Consider the following 19,415-nt stretch of genomic DNA (forward strand, 5'->3'; position numbering starts at 1 on the left):
TACTTTTAACAAACAGTTAAATAGGCATAAGAATAAGAAAAACGGCCACTTTCAGGAACAGACAATAATACTTTATCCCCTTTATTTAATTTTCCTGAATTCATCAACTCTTCTAAAGCTAGATAAATAGAAGCTGAACCTACATTCCCAACACGTGCCAAGTTCATGAACCATTTTTCCCTTGGAATATCCATTCCTTTTTCGGCCAAAGATTTATGCAACCCTTCGACAAAATAATGCGAAGAAACATGAGGTAAAAAATAATCAATCTCATCCGATGAAACCTTATTTTTAGCTAAAGCATCACGCATACTTTGCGCCCCTTTTTCTAAAATATAAGCATCTAACAATTTTACATCTTGTTTAATCGAAAAAATAGATTGGTTAAGCCATTCATCTGGATTGTAATCACTCCATGGTTTTATCGAGCCATCTTCCTGCTTTTCTCCACCGGCATACATACACGTTTCTAATTCGTGTGCGTATGAATATCCTTCCATCCATTCTATCTTAAGAGAGATAGGCCCTCTAGGTTTATTTTCTAATAAAAATGCACCCGCACCATCAGATAACATCCAACGCAAAAAATCTTTTTTGAAAGCAATAATTGGTTGTTCTTCTAAGCTTTTTAAATTCAAAACCTCTTGTTCAAATTTGTCTGCAATCATCCATAAAGAAACGCGCTCTGAACCCGTACATACCGCATTATTTGTATTTCCAGCTTTGATCGATAGAAACCCAAATTTTAATGAATTCATACCTGCGCAACAAACACCTGTTGAAGAATTAAGCTCCACTGGTTTGTTCTTTAATAATCCATGTACCATTGCAGCATGCGAGGGTAAAAATATATCCGGAGTTGATGTACCACATGAAATTAACTCAACGTCATCTCCCGAAAAATTTTCATCAAATAATTCTTGAATAGCATTTTTTGTTAATTCGGCATTTGTATGCGTACTTTTTCCGTCATGGTCCAAAGCATAATAACGGCTTTGAATTTTATTGTTTCGCAAAATTATTCTTCTTGCTTTTGAGGTTGCTTGATTAATAAGTCCCAAAAAGCTTTCCATATCATCATTAAGGACTGCTTTGTTTGGTAAATATTTCCCCGCTTTTGTAATATATACTTCGAACATGATTTTCTTATTTTATTGAATTCCTTGATAGTACAGAATTTCTTTTCTAATTTTATTGATCTTAAATGGATAGCTAAAAACATGTAAGATATATACTATTGGCGAAATTAACCAAATTGCGAGTAATAAATATATTTTAAATAATTTTAACCAAAACTTTCTTGAACTTGCTTCCTTTTTAATCAAAAAACTGGACCATTTGTGAAATATTTTATTGGCCGTTTTATCAACTGTCACTAGGTAAGAGCTAATCCTAACAGCATCAATTGCAACTAATTGTGCTTGCAATGAATCTAATTTATCTTGTTGCAAAGAAGACAATATAACTTCTCCAAATTTTGACGATTCTTGTATGTCTTTTTCAGACACTCCCGGCAACGGAAAAATACCCAAATATTTTTTCTTAATGCCCGAAAACATCCATTCTACGATGGTAATCACACTAATCAAATTCCCTACTCTGTCTACTAAAGCAATGTTTCCTTTTAAAGCTGCATTATTATTTTTTAATAATACCTTGACTTTTTCATGAGCCATTATCCACATATTCCTAGAGCCACTAATTGTAACTACAGGCGTATTGTCTAATAACTTCTTTGCCTCGGCACTTTTCAAAAAAGAGTTGATAGGAATAGAGGGTGTCAAATACCACACTTGATAATTCAGCAGTATTAAATCATACTTTTGATCTAAAATCTCCGACGAAATTGGCTTAATTCTTGCCGGAACTTGTAAAAAAGACTCAGGAAATGCATCAAAAAAAGATTCGCTTTTCCACGGAAAAGGAAACGCTTTTTCTAACTGAATTTCATAAAACGAAACCTTAACCTCGTCAGTTTCTAAAAGCGACTTCGAGATGTTTTTCGCAATAGATTCTAATTGCCCCGATTGAGAATAATAGATTATGAGGACATTTTTCATTGTTGTAGTTCCTTTATAAAATGCGAATTTAACATAAAATTATACTTAATACTAATTATCTCTCAATTCCTTGAATGTTCTCTTTTTGTCTGATCTTTTAACATGAACCCAATCAGGCCAAGTAGTCTGATCTTCGGCATCATATACCCGTAACTTTTGATTTTTATCTTCAACTAATAAATCTTCGGGTTTACATTGTAAAATAGTTGCGGCGGCGGCAACCCCAGAATGCGTTGCTCCTCCTACTCCATGTGAAAGCGTACTCGCTCCGCATAAAAATAAGTTTGAAATTTCTGCTTTGTTTTTATACGAAAAAGGACCAACCTGATTTAGCGTTTTTTCGGTACCATAGACATTTCCTCTGGTCGAGTTGACATAAAACTCATTTGTCTTTGGCGTACCTAATTCCGCTTGAATCACATGTTGTTTAGCTCCTGGAATAATCTTTTCGATGTTATTCATCAACTTAGCAATTACTTTTTCTTTAAAAAGCGCATATTCCTCATTATGATAATCACCAAGACCATTAAAATCGTTTAATTTGTCATAATTCACATAGGTGACCACTTCAAAATTATGGTACCTACCATTAAAACTAACCGGATCTTTGATCGTAGTACAACTCATGAAAATTGCGGGAAACAACTCTCCCTCTGTTATTTCATTATTCATCAGATCCTCAAAGTTTGCATCATCATTCTCATCTTTCATCATCCAAATATTGCCTGAGTCAATTCCAAATTGAGTGACGTCCAAATCTAATGTTAAAAAAAGAATTAATGATGTTACAGAATACTTTGTGTTTTCTAATTTTTTTATCAGCTTTTTGCTCAAAAACTCTTTCCCTATTAAATTGAGATAAGTAATCGTTGGATCGGCATTTGAAACTACATTTTTAGCGTGTATAATTTCACCACTTTTTAATTGTACTCCAACCGCTTTTTTATTTTCTACGATAATTTTTTCTACACTTTGCTTGACACGAACTTCACCGCCAAACCTTTTGACTCCATTTGTCATAGCCTTCACAATACCACCTCCACCACCCATAGGGTAGAAACCGCCGTCAAAGTAATGACTCATTACTGAACAATGTACTGGAAAACAAGCTCTCTTTGGCGAAAGCCCATGATCACCACATTGCACATTTAAAACTGCCTTTAACAAAGGATCTTTAATATGCCAACCTATTACTTTTTTTAAGGGAAACAAGGAGAACTTTCCAAAATGTTTCGTTCGAAATGGTACGGTAATATTTTGCCAAAACCCTTTTAATTTTGGAATCAACTGTAGCTCCCTATTCACTCGTACAACAAGTGTTAGGTATTTATTAATGTTCTTTTTTTCATGTGGAAAACGATCAACAAGTACTTGGGTTAGATTATCGATACCAGCAGGGAAACTAAAGGTTTCGTCACCTATTATAGCGTGTTCATATCCCTTTTTATTCATTGAAAAAAACACCATATCATTAGCAATACCTAATCCACGGTACAGTTCATTTGTAGATTGTCCTTCATCAATTAAGCCCACATAGTGCACTCCTGGACTAAAACGTTGTCCGTTTAAAGTAAAACTATGACTCCAACCACCTGGAACATAATGTTGTTCTAAAACTAAAACTTTTTGGCCAGCACGTGCTAAACATATTGCAGTTGCTAACCCTCCAACACCTGAACCAATAATAATTGTATCAAATCCTTCCATTTATATCTTGCTGATTATTGTACATACAAAAATCAATGCAATTAGGTATTGATTTACTGTTTCTGTTTTGTTATTTCTTGTCTAATTGATCCCAAAAATCGAAATAATTAAACCATTGTAAAGGATACTTTTTAATCATCGATTCTACACTTTCAGTATAGGATTTTAATAATCCAACCTCATCTCTGTGTTTCATTTTTGCTTCTCTTGTATAAAGATGGTAATGTAAATTTGGTTCTTTCATCACATAAACAAAAACAACAGGAACCTTTAATCTTGAAGCAATTAGAAAAGGGCCCGCTGGAAATTTAGCCTCTTGACCTAATAGTTCTGCCGACATTGATTTTACGCCTTCAAAATACCTATCTCCAGTAAAACATACTAATTCATTCTTAGCCAGAGCAGCATTTATTTCAAAAATATGAGATAAATCATCGCCTATGATAATAAATTTAATGCTTGGTTTTCGAGTGATTTTTTCAAGGTATTTTTTAATCTCAGAGTGTTCTAAATCAGTAGTAACTAAATTAATTTGAAAGTTAACATCGATCTCTCCAAAAAAATGTTCTGCAATTTCAAAGTTACCAATATGCGCACTTATAAGCACTCCTCCTTTTTTTTCATTTAAAAGATCGATAATGATTTCTCCTCCATCGTGCTCATAAGTAAACTTGTTTTTCATCCCCGCAGAAATAGAAATCTTATCTATAATCGTTTGCCCAAATGTATAGTAACTATTAAAAACCATTCGTTTTGATTTTAAATAGGAGTACCCCAATCTTTTATTAAAATAATAAAAAACAGAGGCATTACTTTTTTTTAGGAAAATAAAATAATAAGATGCTACAAAATACAGAATAAAATAAGCCGATTTTACACCGACTTTTTTTATAAAAAAAACAAAGATTTTATATCCTAGAACAGTTCCTTTTGATTTGCCATCCCATTGACTCATTAACTATGCTTTTACATTTAACTTATTCTCAATCAAATCATAAAAACTTTGGAAAGAGGCTACTCCTACGAAGTCTACTTCTACTAGTTTTACCCCAAAGTTTGACTCAATTGAAACAACCAAATCAACATAATCTAAACTATCTAATCCTAATGTGTCTTTTAAATTAGCCTCTGGTTGAATTTCATCTCCATCAACTTCAAATTCATCCACTAAAAAACCATTTATCTTTTCAACTATTTCTTCTTTATTCATCTTCTTTTTTGTACTTCTTTACTACTAATGCTGAATTTGTTCCTCCAAAACCAAAGGAATTCGACAAAAATATGTCAATTTTTTTGTTTAATGTTGCTTTTACTAAATTTAATTTCGCAGCATCTTCATCTGGGTTTTCTAAATTGATATTGGGTGCAATAAAATCATTTTGCATCATCAAAATAGAATAGATAACTTCACTTGCACCAGCCATCCAGCATTCATGCCCCGTCATTGATTTTGTAGAACTCACATACGGATTAGATTGACCAAACACTTCAAAAATAGCTTTGGCTTCATTACTATCTCCTACCGGGGTTGAAGTAGCATGAGCATTAATATAATCAACATCCGAAGCTTTTACATTAGCTTCATCTAAAGCTCTTTGCATAGCAATTGAAGGACCTTCTACATTGGGTGTAGAAATATGTCCTCCATTTGAAGAAAAACCATAACCAGCAACTTCTGCTAGAATTGTCGCGCCTCTTTTAATAGCCGACTCATACGATTCAAGAATCAAGGTTGCTCCACCTCCGCTAGGAATCAAACCGTCCCTACCGGCATCAAAAGGTCTTGAGGCCTTAGCAGGATCCCCTTCTCGTGGAGAAAAAACACCCAAACCATCAAAACTACTCATGGCATATTTATTGATTTCTTGAGCTCCTCCGCAGATAATCATTTCCTGAAAACCACTTTTAATAAGAAAATAAGCCAGACCAATAGAATGAGAACCACTAGCACATGCAGCACTAATTGTAAGATTGATTCCTCTTAACTTGAAAATAGTAGAAAGATTCATCGTTACCGTGGAATTCATCGATTTAAAAATAGCCCCTGAGCCTATTAAGGCTGTGTCTTTTTTATCTCGAATAATATCTGTAGCTTCAATAATTGCTTTTGAAACACTGTCATTACCATACATGATCCCTACTTCATTTGTATCAAAAAAAGCATCATCAATATTAGCATTCTTTAACGCTTCTATCGTTGCCATGTAAGCATACTCAGTCTCTTCTCCAAGACTTATTCTTTGTCTTCGAGAAAGCAAATTTTTCAACTCAGGCTTAGGAACCATTCCGGTAAGCGCTGATCGAAAACCAAACTCTTTTCTTTCAGGGTCAATTGTAATTCCTGACTTTCCATTATATAAAGAGTCCCTTACTTCATCCAAAGATGTCCCAATACAGGAATATATCCCCATACCTGTTATTACCACTCTTTTACTCATGCTCTTTAAAGTAATTATTTATGAATAGATTCCACCATTTATGTTAATGATTTCTCCTGTAATATAACTCGATTTTTTCGAAACTAAAAAACTAACTAAATCAGCCACTTCTTCAGCTTCACCAAAACGATTAACTGGAACTAATTTTATCAATTCTTTCTCGTCTAAGTCACTTGTCATATCTGTTCTAATAAAACCTGGCGCAACAGCATTAACCGTAATGTTTCTTTTAGCCACTTCCTGCGCTAGCGCTTTGGTAGCTGCAACAACTGCCCCTTTGGCTGCTGAATAATTTGTTTGACCTGCAGTTCCTTTTACTCCTGACAAGGATACTATATTGACAATTCTACCGTATTTGTTACGCAACATTTTTTGTATGAAAAAATTAGTCACATTAAAAAATCCGTTCAAACTTGTGTTTACTACGCTTGACCAGTCCTCAGGACTCATCCACATGAACAACCCATCCTTTGTAATTCCAGCATTGTTTACAATTGCCTCTACAATAGCTTCAGGATTTGCTTCTTGCCACTTTGTTAAAACTGATTTTACTTCTTCAAAATCGGCTACATTGAAAGCAATAATCTCTCCAGTACCTCCATTTTGAACAACTGCTTCCAATGTTTTTTCAGCAGCTGCTTTATTTGATTGATAGTTAATCAGGATGTGGTAATTAGAATCGATTGCCAATTTTTGACAAATAGCGCTTCCAATTCCTCTTGAACCTCCAGTTACTAAAACACATTTCATACTTCTATATATTTTACATTATACAATCACCTCCATCAATTAGTACTTATTTATAAAAACTAATCCTTAAGAAATGTTATACATTATTATTTATTTTTGAAAAGGCTCTGCATTTTCAAACCATTGGTTTCCTAACACGGTACCGTCTGGCTTTAAAAACCCCCATTTATCTTCGTTTTTTACTCTAGCAACACCATTTACAAAACCTTTCTCGTCCTCTTTAAAAAGAGAAAAAATCCCTCCAGCTGTGATACCATATTGAGTAGGTATTACTAATTTACCCTTTTCATTTATAAAACCCCAATTATTTTCTTTAACCGGAGCAAAGCCATCTGCACTAAACACTTCTGCATCAGCATACACTGGCTCAATCACTATTTCTCCTTTTAGATTTATAAATCCCCATTTTTTTCCCACTAACACAGGGGCTAAACCTTTGGAAAATGCTTTTACTTTATCAAATTTAGGTTCTATTACCCACTTCCCTTTCAAATCAACAAATCCTACTTTATCGTTTTTTCTAGCATAAGTAATGTCTTGACTTAAAAAGTCCCAAACTTTATCGGCTCCTTCAATAACTGTAAATTTATTATTCACCACTAATCCAAAGACAGCTCCGTTCTTCACCCAAGTGGTGTTTTTGTAGTAATTACCAATTTCATCATAAATGATATCAACAACAACTTTTCCTGTTTTGTCAATAATCCCCCATCTGTCATTGTTTCTAACTCTAGCAAATCCATTTTCGAATGATTTTATCACATCGTATTTTGGCTCTAAAATGACCTCCATTTTACTATTGATCAAACCTGCTTTTTTTCCTTGCTTAATAAACGCCACACCGCTTTCAAAATCATAGACTTTATCAGATGCAGGAGCATTTAGCACCTCTCCCTTTTTATTAATGTAAGACCATTTTTTATTTTGAAGTACTATACAAACACCGCTATTAAAGTATTTTACATCATCAAAATTTGACGAAATAACTACCTCTCCTTTTGTATTAATGAAGCCCCATTTTTTATTATCCTCGAATGCCGCTAAGCCCTCTGAAAAGTTTTTTGCATTTTTAAATTTACATTTAATCGCAAATGAACCATCTTTAGAAATATAGCCAAAAAGACCTTCTTTTCTAACCAAAGCTAGTTCTTGAGCATACGAAAACTGCAATGTCATTACCAATAAAAAAATAAGTTTCTTCATAATAAATAGAATTTAAACGGATTGCTTTTATTAGTTATTAATCAAATAATCTTTTACTTGCTGAACAAACGGGTACATTACTTGATCCTCTTTAAATGTTGGAATAATTTTACGAACATCATCGTAAATTTTTCTAGTTACCGATGAAATCTTGTCGTTTTGCTCTAAACAATCAATAGCTTGAACTATGGTAATTAATTCTATTGCCAATACTTCGAAAGCATTTTCAATAACCTTTGCCGTGATAACTGCTGCATTAGTACCCATACTTACTATATCCTGATTGTCATTGTTATTAGGAATACTATGTACATACATAGGATTTGATAACATTTGATTTTCGGCAGTAGTAGAAGTCGCTGTAAATTGCACTCCTTGCATCCCAAAATTAAAACCTAATGTTCCTAGGTTTACAAATGGAGGCAATATTTCATTTATTTTAGAATTCAATAAATAATTTAACTGTCTTTCCGCAAGCATTGTCAATTTAGTAATTACAATTTTCAACTTATCCATTTCTAATGAAATGTAATCACCGTGAAAATTACCTCCGTGATATACGTGCTTGTTTTTTACATCAATAATTGGGTTGTCATTTGCCGAGTTAAATTCATCTTCCAAAATTGATGCAACACTATCAATGGTTTCAAGGATAGGTCCTAAAATTTGAGGCACACAACGCAAAGAGTAGTACTCTTGCACTTTTTCTTTAAAAACATCTTCAGTGTTTTCACCTGAATATAAATGATCTTCTCTTTTTCTAATTAAAGTACTATCCGCAAGATTTTGTCTCATTCTAGCCGCTACTTCTTGCTGTCCTTTATGGCGTTTTGTACCATTTAACTCTGCCGAATAATGATCATCATAAGCTTGAACAATTTCATTAATAGCACATGAAAACTTAAGAGACCAATCTAATAATTTATTAGCATTATGCACGTTGACAACTCCAATTCCTGTCATAACAGATGTACCATTCATCAATGCAAGACCTTCACGGATTTCTACTTGAATAGGGATTAAGTTCTCTATTTCAAAAACTTCTTTCGTTGGTCTTCTTTCTCCTTTATAAAACACTTCTCCTTCACCAATTAAAACTAAAGCTAAATGTGCTAATTGCACTAAATCGCCGCTCGCTCCAACTCCACCATGCTCAAAAATAAGCGGTGTGATATCTTTGTTTATTAACTCAGCCATTAATTGAACTACCGAAGGATGCACTCCTGAATTTCCTAATGACAGTGTATTTAATCTTGCTAAAATAGCCGCTTTTACAAAAACCGGACTTAATGGTTTCCCTGTACCCGAAGCGTGGCTTCTAATTAAATTATATTGTAACTGGATTCTATCTTCATCTTTAATGCGGTATTGCGCCATAGGACCAAAACCTGTATTCACACCGTAAATAATTTTATTTCCAGAGAACTCTTTCAAAAAATTAAAACTTTCATTTACTCTATCTAATACTACTGTACTAATGTCAATCTTGTCATTATTAAAGATTACAGCTTCAAACTCTTTTAAACTTAAATATTCCTTTATTGTGTTCATTTAACTTGTTTGTTATTTTTAATTAAATATATTAAAAATTAATTTTTAATTAGAATTTAATGTGCTTAATTTGACCGACGCAAATGTAGTATAATATAGCATAAAAAAAAATCAAAATTTTTACCGCTCTGTAATTTACTTACAAATCAATAACACAACTATATATACACACATGAAAGATTTTGGATCTGACAAAAAAAATGTTGTTCAAGCTAACCTAGACGCACAAAAAATTGCTTTTGCCCCTATTATGTTTCAAGCAGCAAAGTCGCTACGAAACTTAGGAATACTAGAATACCTTTTCGACAATAACCAAGCAAGTATTGAGACAATAGCAGCCGCTTTAAAGCTCTCTATTTATGGCGTAAAAGTACTACTAGAAGCCGGCTTAAGTCTTGAAATGGTGTACTTAAAAGACAATGAATTTATCTTGACAAAAACAGGTTATTTCATTCTACGAGACAAAATGACTAACATAAACATGGACTTCACTCAAGATGTGAATTACCTTGCCATTAATCATCTCGAAGCATCTATTGTTAACGGAAAACCGGAAGGCTTAAAGGAATTAGGAGATTGGGATACTGTGTACATAGGATTATCTGAACTTCCTGAAAAAATTAAAAAAAGTTGGTTTGATTTTGATCATTTCTATTCTGATTATACTTTTCCTGAAATAATGCCCATTTTATTTGGCAATAACCCTAAATCCTTTTTGGATGTAGGAGGAAACACTGGTAAATTCTCTATGCAATGTGCCAATTATGATGCTAATGTAAATATCACTATCTTAGATTTACCCGGCCAAGCTAACGTAGCTCGAAAAAATATTGCTGCGGCTGGTTTTCAAAATAGAATTACAGCAATTGACACTAACCTTCTAGACAATTCCATTCCTTTTCCAAAAGGTTATGACATTATATGGATGAGTCAGTTTATTGACTGTTTCTCACTTGAAGAAATTTATGGCTTATTTAGAAGAGCCTATGAATCTATGACTGATGACGCTAGTTTTTATATATTAGAAACGTTCTGGGATTTGCAAAAATTTCAAGCATCTACTTATAGCTTACACGCAACCTCATTATACTTTACCGCTGTTGCAAATGGAAACAGTCAAATGTTTCATTCCCAAGACATCTTGAATGTAATAGCTAAGGCTGGATTTGAAGTAGATGAAATTCATGAAATCATTGGCATGAGTCATACTTTAATTAAATGCAAAAAAATAAAACAAAGTTAAAAATAAAGATTTCCCATTAAATATAAATCACTTTAGTTTTTATAAAGAAGTAAAAAAGTAAAAGCCATTTCTTTTCAAACTAAATAAAACCAAATAGCAATGTTACAAGAATTCGTAGATGTTTTAATTATAGGCGCCGGTCCATCTGGATGTGTCTCGGCTGCGTATCTTCACAAAAACGGAATAAAAATTAAGGTTGTCGAAAAAACAGTTTTTCCTAGAATTGTTGTTGGCGAAAGCCTAATCCCAAGAGTAATGGATCATTTTGAAGAAGCAGGTTTACTAGAGGCTCTTGACAAAATGAACTTTGAGAAAAAAACTGGAGCTCGCTTTATACGCGGTGAAGAAATTTGCGTTTTTGATTTTAGTAAAAAATTTACCGACGGTTGGGATTGGACCTGGCAAGTGCCAAGAGCTGATTTTGATAACACAATGGCTCAAGAAATTATTAAAAAAGGAATCGATTTAGAATTTCAATCAGAAGTGGTTTCTGTTTCTTTTGTAGGCAAAAAATCGATCACGGTTATCAAAGACAAAGACGGAAACTTAAAAGAAGTGCACGCTAATTTCATTATAGACTCTAGCGGTTATGGACGTGTTTTACCTCGTTTACTGGACTTAGATACGCCATCAAAACTCGATCCTCACTCGTCTATTTTTACTCATGTTAATGACGTAAATAGACCCGAAGGCGAAGAAGGGACTTTGATTTCATTTGACATCTTAGAAACTCAAGTTTGGTTATGGGTAATTCCTTTTTCAAATGGAAATACTAGCATTGGTGTTGTAGGACCAACTACTTTTATCAATTCTCTTGCAGAAAACAAAGACAATGCCGAAGCTTTGAAGAATGCGATTGCGCTTTCGGATTATTACACCAAACGCTTTAGCGGACTAGATTTCTTGTTTGAACCAGTAAAACTAGAAAACTACTCTCGATCTGTAAAACAAATGTATGGTGACGGGTTTGCCCTAACAGGAAACAGCTCTGAATTCTTGGACCCTGTATTCTCATCAGGTGTTGCATTTGCAACTGAATCTGGAATTCTTGCTGCTAAACTTTATATCAAAGAATCGCAAGGGATTGCTGTTGACTGGGAAGTGGAGTACACTGCTTACATGAAAAGAGGAATTGGTGTGTTTACTACTTATGTAAAAGAATGGTACACTGGAAATCTACAAACCTTATTTTTTCATCAACCAGAAAATCATGATGTTAAAAGTAAAATTTGCGCTGTATTGGCTGGATATGTATGGGATGAAACCAATCCGTTTGTTAAAAAACACGACAATGTGGTCAAGAACATGGCTTACTTAATAAACAATGAAGCATAAAAAAACGACGGCTGACTTTTAAAAGTCAGCCGCCATTTTTTATAACAGTATTGAAATTACTTCTATTTAAAAGCTTTTTTCAATAATAAACCCGCTAGTGATTTACCCGTTTTAGCAAACCCTTCACCAATACGATCCTCATTACTAAACGACCCTCCAAAGATATCTCCAGGCGCATCTTCGCTTTTAATTTCTAGTATTACATTATTTCTATTTGCTGTTTCTACAAATCTTAAAATAGTAGAAACCTTAGCTCCTTTTTTGACCATTACTACATTGTATCCTGGATAAATCCATACTGCATCAACTATTAAAGTATATTTAGCTTGCTTTAAATCTTCTTTGAAAATGACACTTTTACCTTTTTTTGAAAGAACAATATTTATTAATTCTAAAAATTTTGGCTCAAATAAATAATCTCTACTAGTATACCATTTCTTTTTCCAAGTATCACCTACTCCATTGTTTTTCCCGTTTAGGTCTGCAACTCGCTCTGCAACATACTGATCATCTGTTAAATTATCCTTCATTAATTTTAAGTCCCCATAAGTGAACTCAACATTAAATTCTTTTTGACCTTGTAAAGGTGCAAAATCCCCTTTAGTAACATCCATGTCCTGCGCAACCATTGAGGCAGATGCAAATACTAGTAAAAACAATAATTTTTTCATGCTTGTGTTTTATGATTTATGTAAAAAAGCTTACAAATCAAATGTATAAAAATTATGTTTACAAAAATGTATTATTGATAATATCTTGTAACTACTTTGACACTGATTATCTTTGATTTATATTTGCAGATTAAATGTCGTTGTTCGACACTCGCGCGTGAGGGGTAGCAGTGAAAATCCTTTTCCTTTTTTTCTTTAAAAAAGGAAAAGATTGAAACGAATAACCCGACCCTTGTGGTCACGCCCATGCAAAGCCTACGCTCAGCATGACATAAAAAATGATACTAAAATAAAATGAAAAAAATACGTAATTTTTGCATTATTGCACATATTGACCACGGTAAAAGTACACTTGCTGACCGTTTACTGGGTGCTACACAAACAGTTACAGCACGTCAAGAAAAGGCGCAATTGCTGGATAACATGGACCTGGAACGCGAGCGTGGGATTACCATAAAGAGTCATGCGATCCAGATGGAATATACTTATCAAGGGGAGGAATATATCCTGAACCTGATTGATACTCCGGGACACGTGGATTTTTCATACGAGGTTTCTCGATCAATTGCCGCTTGCGAAGGTGCACTTTTGATTGTTGATGCTGCTCAAAGTATTCAAGCACAAACGATTTCGAATTTATATCTTGCTTTAGAAAATGACTTGGAAATTATTCCGGTTTTGAACAAAGTGGATTTACCTAGCGCTAATCCTGAAGAGGTTAGTGATGATATTATTGATTTATTAGGGTGTAAACTGGAGGATATAATTCATGCTTCGGGTAAAACAGGTTTTGGTGTCGAAAATATTTTGGCTGCCATTATCGAAAAAATTCCACCACCATCAGGAAATAAAGACGAACCATTACAAGCACTGATATTTGACTCTCATTACAACCCTTTTAGAGGTATTGAAGTTATCTTTAGAGTGGTAAATGGAGAAATCAAAAAAGGGCAAAAAATCAAATTCATGGCCACTGGTAATGAATATTTTGCAGACGAGATTGGTACGTTGAAACTGAACCAAGTTCCGAAACAAGTGATTTCGGCTGGAGATGTTGGTTACTTGATTTCAGGTATTAAAGAAGCGAAAGAGGTAAAAGTAGGTGACACATTAACCGATGCTAAAACACCTACAACCAATATCATCACAGGTTTTGAGGATGTAAAACCAATGGTTTTTGCCGGAATTTACCCTGTAGACACTGAAGATTATGAAGAGTTGCGTAACTCGATGGAAAAATTGCAATTGAACGATGCTTCGCTTGTGTTTTTACCAGAAAGCTCAGCAGCCCTGGGATTTGGTTTCCGTTGTGGATTCTTAGGAATGTTACACATGGAGATTATCCAGGAACGTCTTGAACGTGAATTTAACATGACGGTAATTACTACGGTTCCTAACGTATCGTACCATGCCTTTACTAAGAAAGATCCTGAAACCGTCTTGGTGGTAAACAACCCATCTGACTTGCCAGAACCTTCTCGTTTAGACCATGTAGAAGAGCCTTTTATAAAAGCAACTATCATTACAAAAGCAGATTATGTAGGTAACGTAATGAGTTTGTGTATCGAAAAACGCGGATTGATTACCAATCAAACGTATTTGACTACGGAAAGAGTTGAGCTGACTTTTGACATGCCTCTTGCCGAAATTGTATTTGATTTTTACGATCGTTTAAAAACCGTTTCTAAAGGATATGCGTCATTTGACTACACGCCTATTGGAATGCGAACTTCAAACCTTGTTAAAGTAGACATTTTATTGAATGCAACTATTGTAGATGCTTTATCCTCATTGATGCACGTTGATAATGCGTATTCTATTGGTAAAAAAATGTGTGAGAAATTGAAAGAATTAATTCCGCGCCAACAATTTGACATTCCGGTTCAAGCGGCAATTGGTGTAAAAGTGATTTCTCGTGAAACCATTAAAGCGTTGCGTAAAGACGTAACTGCCAAATGTTATGGTGGAGATATTTCTAGAAAACGTAAATTACTTGAAAAACAAAAGAAAGGTAAAAAACGTATGAGACTTGTGGGTAATGTTGAGATTCCGCAAGAAGCATTTATGGCCGTATTGAAATTGAATGACTAGACTTGTAGCAGCAAGATAGTTGCACAAAGTATTAAAATAGAAACCTGATGATGTAAAAATTGTCAGGTTTTTTTTGTTTCAAAAATTTAGCTCTACAAAAAAAAACAAGCACAACCAAACAACTACAAAACAAATAGTTAGAAATCAACTCTCCAATGATCCCCTCCATTTTGCATTGTATTTTTGTAATCTTTTTATTAATTTTCAATTTAATTATATCGACTAAATGCATATTTCATAGCTAAAATACATATTTTATGCTTTTTATTGTAGTTTTACAGAGCCCCAAACTCTACTAAAACAAAATATTTTGAAAAATTTATACCTACTTTTGTTTGCGTTATTCTCGTATACTGCTTTTTGTCAAAGTATAACAATCGATGATAGTAGTCGAAATGCAGATCAATTAGTACAATTACTTTTGGGTAATTCTTGCACCACAACTTCAAACATAGGCCTATCATCTCCACAATCTATTGCTTATTTTAACAATAACAGCTCATCATTTCCCATTAAAGAAGGTGTAATTATTAGAAATGGAATTGCTAAATACACCGAAGGACAGTACAATGGCAACAACATGAGTAGCCAAGTAAATACCAATAGTGATCTACAGCTTCAAGCTATTAGCAACAGCACCGGACAAAACACTGCCATTACTGACGTTGCTTACCTAGAATTTGATTTTGTTCCTATGTCGAGTACTTTTAGTTTTGATTTTCTTTTTGCTTCTAATGAATATGGGGAATACCAATGTGGTTTTAGTGATGTATTTGGTTTTTTCTTGACCGATTTAGGAACTAATGTGACCACAAATCTTGCAATTGTACCTGGAACTTCAGATCCCATTTCGGTAAAAAACATTAGAGACAGCAATTTCAATGCTTCTTGTAACTCAGTTAATGCCAATTTGTTTTCAACTTCTACGGTCAATAGCCCTAGCCTTTCTACCTTAAACATGCGCGGGTATACCCAAATACTCAACGCTTCATCTGCTGTTATACCAAATCATTCGTATCGAATTCGTATGGTGATTGGTGATGCTAATGATTCTGGATATGATTCGGCTGTTTTTTTAAGCTCGGCTAGCTTTACAACTACAATAGATTTAGGTCCCGATCAATCTATTTGCTCCAGCAATACAACTAAAATACAAACAGGATTAACAGATCCAAAATACATACATAAATGGTATAAAGACGGACAATTATTAGCCACCGAAAACAGTTATGAACTAGAAGTAAAATCGGCCGGTGTTTATGATGTCGTAATCAATCAACTAAACAGTGGTTGTATTATTAAAGACCAAATTGTTTTTAATGAGTTAATGATCAACACGCCAACAAACCTTACCAACTGCAATCAAGGATTAGCAACCTATGGTTATGATTTAACACAAAACAACCTAACCTCTTTAGGAGTCGATACTACAAAATATGAAATTGCATATTATTCAAATACGGCAGACGCAAACCTCAATAGAAATGCGATCAATACCACTGATCTGTCCAATTATCAAAGTACAGGCAATGAAACAATCTATTTTAAACTAAAAAGCAAGTCGGATGCCAATTGGTGTGACACCTTACATTCTTTTAATCTTGTACTAGAAAATATTGCTAGTCCAAAAAAACCCGCTGACCTTCTATTTTGCGATAGTCCAACAGGTGTTGATATCAAGTTGACAGATAACAATTCTTTTATTTTGGGCGGCCAAGACCCTAAAAACTATACGATTAATTATTACTCAACTCTTGAAGACGCTATTGCAAATAAAAACGAGTTAAGCGCGACTTATCACATCACTACAGGCGCTAAAAAAATTGATGTTTGGATCAGAATGTCTAGTAGTACCAACAGTGCTTGCTATAACATTAATTCTTTTTCAATCACAATCAATCCTAGACCTGCAGTTTCAGCATTAGCTGATGTTATCGAATGCTCCAGTTACATCTTACCGCTAATCAGTTTTGGCGACTATTATACTTTGCCAAATGGAAACGGAATTAAACTTCAAGCGGGCGATGCGATCACGCTAAGTGGAACTTATTACATTTATAGCGGACCAGATAGTAATTCATGTACCAATGAAAGTAGTTTTAATGTCAACTTAATTTCCCAATACAATGTAGCGCTCAATCATTGTGACTATTTTCAAATTCCAATTCCTCCTGTTGGTCAGTTTTATACCAAAGGTGGCGGTCCTACCGGCGGTGGAACAACACTAAATTCTGGCGTAAAAATTTACACCTCACAAACCATCTATTATTATGCCGAATTTGGCGGATCAACCTGTCGCGACGCTGCATTTGATTTAAACATTATGCCGTTACCGGATGTAGATGTGCTTCAAAACGTAAGTACATGTAACAGCTACAGCTTACCGGTATTAACAAACGGGAAATACTACACAGGCGACCAAGCTAATGGGAAATTATTATCGGCTGGAGATATTATTACTAGTTCCCAAAAAATTTATATTTACAATACTGATGGGAGCTGTAGCAGTCAATCGGTATTTCAAGTTATCATTATTCCGCAAATTAAAAATGAAACCGCTTGCGGCAGTTATACCTTACCAAAACTAGCCGTAGCCAAGTATTATACCGGGCCATCAGGTACTGGCGACGTAATTGCATCAGGAACAGTACTGACTAAAACAACGACTGTTTACACCTATGCAGCAACCTCAACAACACCTAACTGTACTGATAACCTAGCTTTTACGATTACAATAATACCTTTTCCAGCTGTTGATCAATTAAACAACGTCATCCGTTGCATCAGCGAGCCTTACTTCCTACCTACTTTACAAAACGGAACTTATTTTACTAAGAAAAATAGAGGCGGAAAAACATTAGCTCCTGGCGACCTAATTACCTCCACTCAAACAATTTATATTAACAACCTACAAAATGGTTGCGCCAATGAGTCCTCCTTTAAAGTTGAGATTAGAGACCTTCCCAAACTAACCATTATCACCGATGTTACTAGTTGTAAAGAATTTATTATTCCAACAGTTGTAAATGGTTCTTTTTACAGTGCAACGGGCGGAAAAGGCCGCCTAATACCTCCTGGAGAGCATATCACTAGCACGCAAACGATCTACCTTTACAACCAATGGCCTGACTTAAAAACCTGCGCCGCCGAAAATCCTGTAAACATAAACATCATAGGCCTTACCGTTGATAAGATCAATGATATTACAGTTTGTGATCAATATGTTTTACCTGAATTAAAAATAGGCGAATACTTTAGTAGCACTGGTGGAAAAGGTACCAAACTAAAAGCTGGAGATCATATCACAACCACTCAAAAACTATTTATTTATGGTCAAAAAGGAGACCGTTTTAAATGTGAAGACGAAAATGAATTTACAGTCACTATTGCTAAAACACCGGTTCTAAAACCGCATAACGACATTGCTTTATGCAATCAATACATTTTACCCGCTTTGGCAGAAGGTAACTATTTTTCTGAACCACTTGGAACAGGTATTGCCTATAAAGCAGGTGATACTATTACAGAAAGTAAAACAATATATGTTTATGCTACAGCCACTAGTAAAGTAGGCTGTTACGCCGAAACCTCATTTGATATTACCATTTACCCACTACAAACTTTAGTTCTTGAGGACAAAGCTGTTTGTGTCGATTACGGTACAGGAGCCATCAATTCCCCAGCACTATTAGAATCAGGACTCGATCCAAAGCAGTTTATAGTAGATTGGTATTTTAATACAGAACTGGTAGGTACTGGCCCAACGCACTCCACAACTATTTTAGGCTTGTATGATGTGGTTGTCACCAAAATTACTCCGGATACAGGAAGCGATTGCAGCTATTATCCCACTACTGTAAAAGTGACAAAAACCAGTCCTGCTGTAGCAAAGATTACGGTCTCTGATGCTTTTACAGATGAAATAAATCTTGACATTATGGATGTTAGCGGTTTTGGCGATTATCTATACCAGTTGGATGGCGAGGGGGAATACCAAGCTCATCCTTCTTTTGGGAACGTATCGTCAGGAGAGCACTATATTACTATAAAAGACAATAAAGGTAGTTGTACTGTGACAATATTAACAGCAATTGTATTGAAATACCCTAAACTTTTTACACCAAATAATGATGGGTTTAATGATTATTGGAACATTAGCGATTTAGCAACACAAACCAACTCAGTAGTAGCCATATTTGACAGATACGGGAAATTATTGAAGCAATTCAAGACCAATACTGTAGGTTGGGACGGCCGTTACAATAATGCCGAATTGCCAAGTGAAGATTATTGGTTTACTGTTCAATACACCTTAGATGGTCAGGAAAAAATATTCAAGTCCCATTTTAGTCTAAAACGATAATTG

General features: G+C 34.6%; 14 protein-coding genes. 4 read left to right on the forward strand and 10 right to left on the reverse strand.

Features of this window, described 5'->3' with window-relative positions; genetic code table 11:
* Nucleotides 1-5: 5 nt before the first annotated feature.
* The 9 genes from H8R24_RS05480 to H8R24_RS05520 all read right to left on the reverse strand — a co-directional run bounded on the left by H8R24_RS05480 (nucleotide 6) and on the right by H8R24_RS05520 (nucleotide 9,709).
* Complete coding sequence (locus tag H8R24_RS05480; protein ID WP_187017580.1) at nucleotides 6-1,139, reverse strand: beta-ketoacyl-ACP synthase III; 1,134 nt, start codon at nucleotides 1,137-1,139, stop codon at nucleotides 6-8.
* A gap of 12 nt (nucleotides 1,140-1,151) precedes the next feature.
* Complete coding sequence (locus H8R24_RS05485) at nucleotides 1,152-2,060, reverse strand: NADPH-dependent FMN reductase family protein (protein ID WP_187017579.1); 909 nt, start codon at nucleotides 2,058-2,060, stop codon at nucleotides 1,152-1,154.
* A 51-nt stretch (nucleotides 2,061-2,111) separates the two neighbouring features.
* Nucleotides 2,112-3,767 (reverse strand): phytoene desaturase family protein, encoded by a 1,656-nt coding sequence (locus tag H8R24_RS05490; protein WP_187017578.1) that lies wholly within the window; start codon nucleotides 3,765-3,767, stop codon nucleotides 2,112-2,114.
* Between the two features lie 70 nt (nucleotides 3,768-3,837).
* Complete coding sequence (locus tag H8R24_RS05495) at nucleotides 3,838-4,722, reverse strand: LpxL/LpxP family acyltransferase (protein ID WP_187017577.1); 885 nt, start codon at nucleotides 4,720-4,722, stop codon at nucleotides 3,838-3,840.
* Between the two features lie 3 nt (nucleotides 4,723-4,725).
* The gene (locus H8R24_RS05500; protein ID WP_187017576.1) at nucleotides 4,726-4,977 is read right to left on the reverse strand and encodes an acyl carrier protein; all 252 of its coding nucleotides are present in this window, start codon (nucleotides 4,975-4,977) and stop codon (nucleotides 4,726-4,728) included.
* Entirely contained in the window at nucleotides 4,970-6,205 is a 1,236-nt protein-coding gene (locus tag H8R24_RS05505) for a beta-ketoacyl-[acyl-carrier-protein] synthase family protein (protein ID WP_187017575.1), read from the reverse strand. The genes H8R24_RS05500 and H8R24_RS05505 overlap by 8 nt, the downstream gene beginning before the upstream one ends.
* Nucleotides 6,206-6,223: 18 nt before the next feature.
* Nucleotides 6,224-6,955, reverse strand: coding sequence for a 3-oxoacyl-ACP reductase FabG (fabG, locus tag H8R24_RS05510; RefSeq protein ID WP_187017574.1), 732 nt, complete (start codon nucleotides 6,953-6,955; stop codon nucleotides 6,224-6,226).
* Nucleotides 6,956-7,045: 90 nt separating this feature from the next.
* Nucleotides 7,046-8,158: a WG repeat-containing protein gene (locus H8R24_RS05515; protein WP_187017573.1), complete on the reverse strand. Its 1,113-nt coding sequence runs from the start codon at nucleotides 8,156-8,158 to the stop codon at nucleotides 7,046-7,048.
* Nucleotides 8,159-8,188: 30 nt separating this feature from the next.
* Nucleotides 8,189-9,709: an HAL/PAL/TAL family ammonia-lyase gene (locus H8R24_RS05520; RefSeq protein WP_187017572.1), complete on the reverse strand. Its 1,521-nt coding sequence runs from the start codon at nucleotides 9,707-9,709 to the stop codon at nucleotides 8,189-8,191.
* A gap of 172 nt (nucleotides 9,710-9,881) precedes the next feature.
* Here H8R24_RS05520 and H8R24_RS05525 point away from each other — a divergent pair, with 172 nt between their 5' ends.
* The gene (locus tag H8R24_RS05525; RefSeq protein WP_187017571.1) at nucleotides 9,882-10,952 is read left to right on the forward strand and encodes a class I SAM-dependent methyltransferase; all 1,071 of its coding nucleotides are present in this window, start codon (nucleotides 9,882-9,884) and stop codon (nucleotides 10,950-10,952) included.
* Nucleotides 10,953-11,051: 99 nt separating this feature from the next.
* Entirely contained in the window at nucleotides 11,052-12,287 is a 1,236-nt protein-coding gene (locus H8R24_RS05530) for an NAD(P)/FAD-dependent oxidoreductase (protein WP_187017570.1), read from the forward strand.
* Nucleotides 12,288-12,349: 62 nt separating this feature from the next.
* Here the strand turns inward: H8R24_RS05530 and H8R24_RS05535 are convergent, their stop codons facing one another.
* On the reverse strand, nucleotides 12,350-12,958 hold the full coding sequence (locus H8R24_RS05535; protein WP_187017569.1) for a hypothetical protein: 609 nt from the start codon (nucleotides 12,956-12,958) through the stop codon (nucleotides 12,350-12,352).
* 294 nt (nucleotides 12,959-13,252) lie between these two features.
* Here H8R24_RS05535 and lepA point away from each other — a divergent pair, with 294 nt between their 5' ends.
* Together lepA and H8R24_RS05545 are read left to right on the forward strand one after the other, a co-directional pair.
* Complete coding sequence (lepA, locus tag H8R24_RS05540; RefSeq protein WP_187017568.1) at nucleotides 13,253-15,049, forward strand: translation elongation factor 4; 1,797 nt, start codon at nucleotides 13,253-13,255, stop codon at nucleotides 15,047-15,049.
* A gap of 310 nt (nucleotides 15,050-15,359) precedes the next feature.
* Complete coding sequence (locus H8R24_RS05545; RefSeq protein WP_187017567.1) at nucleotides 15,360-19,412, forward strand: T9SS type B sorting domain-containing protein; 4,053 nt, start codon at nucleotides 15,360-15,362, stop codon at nucleotides 19,410-19,412.
* Nucleotides 19,413-19,415 lie beyond the last annotated feature (3 nt).

Source organism: Flavobacterium muglaense, from assembly GCF_014305155.1.
In the GTDB taxonomy this organism is placed as follows: domain Bacteria; phylum Bacteroidota; class Bacteroidia; order Flavobacteriales; family Flavobacteriaceae; genus Flavobacterium; species Flavobacterium muglaense.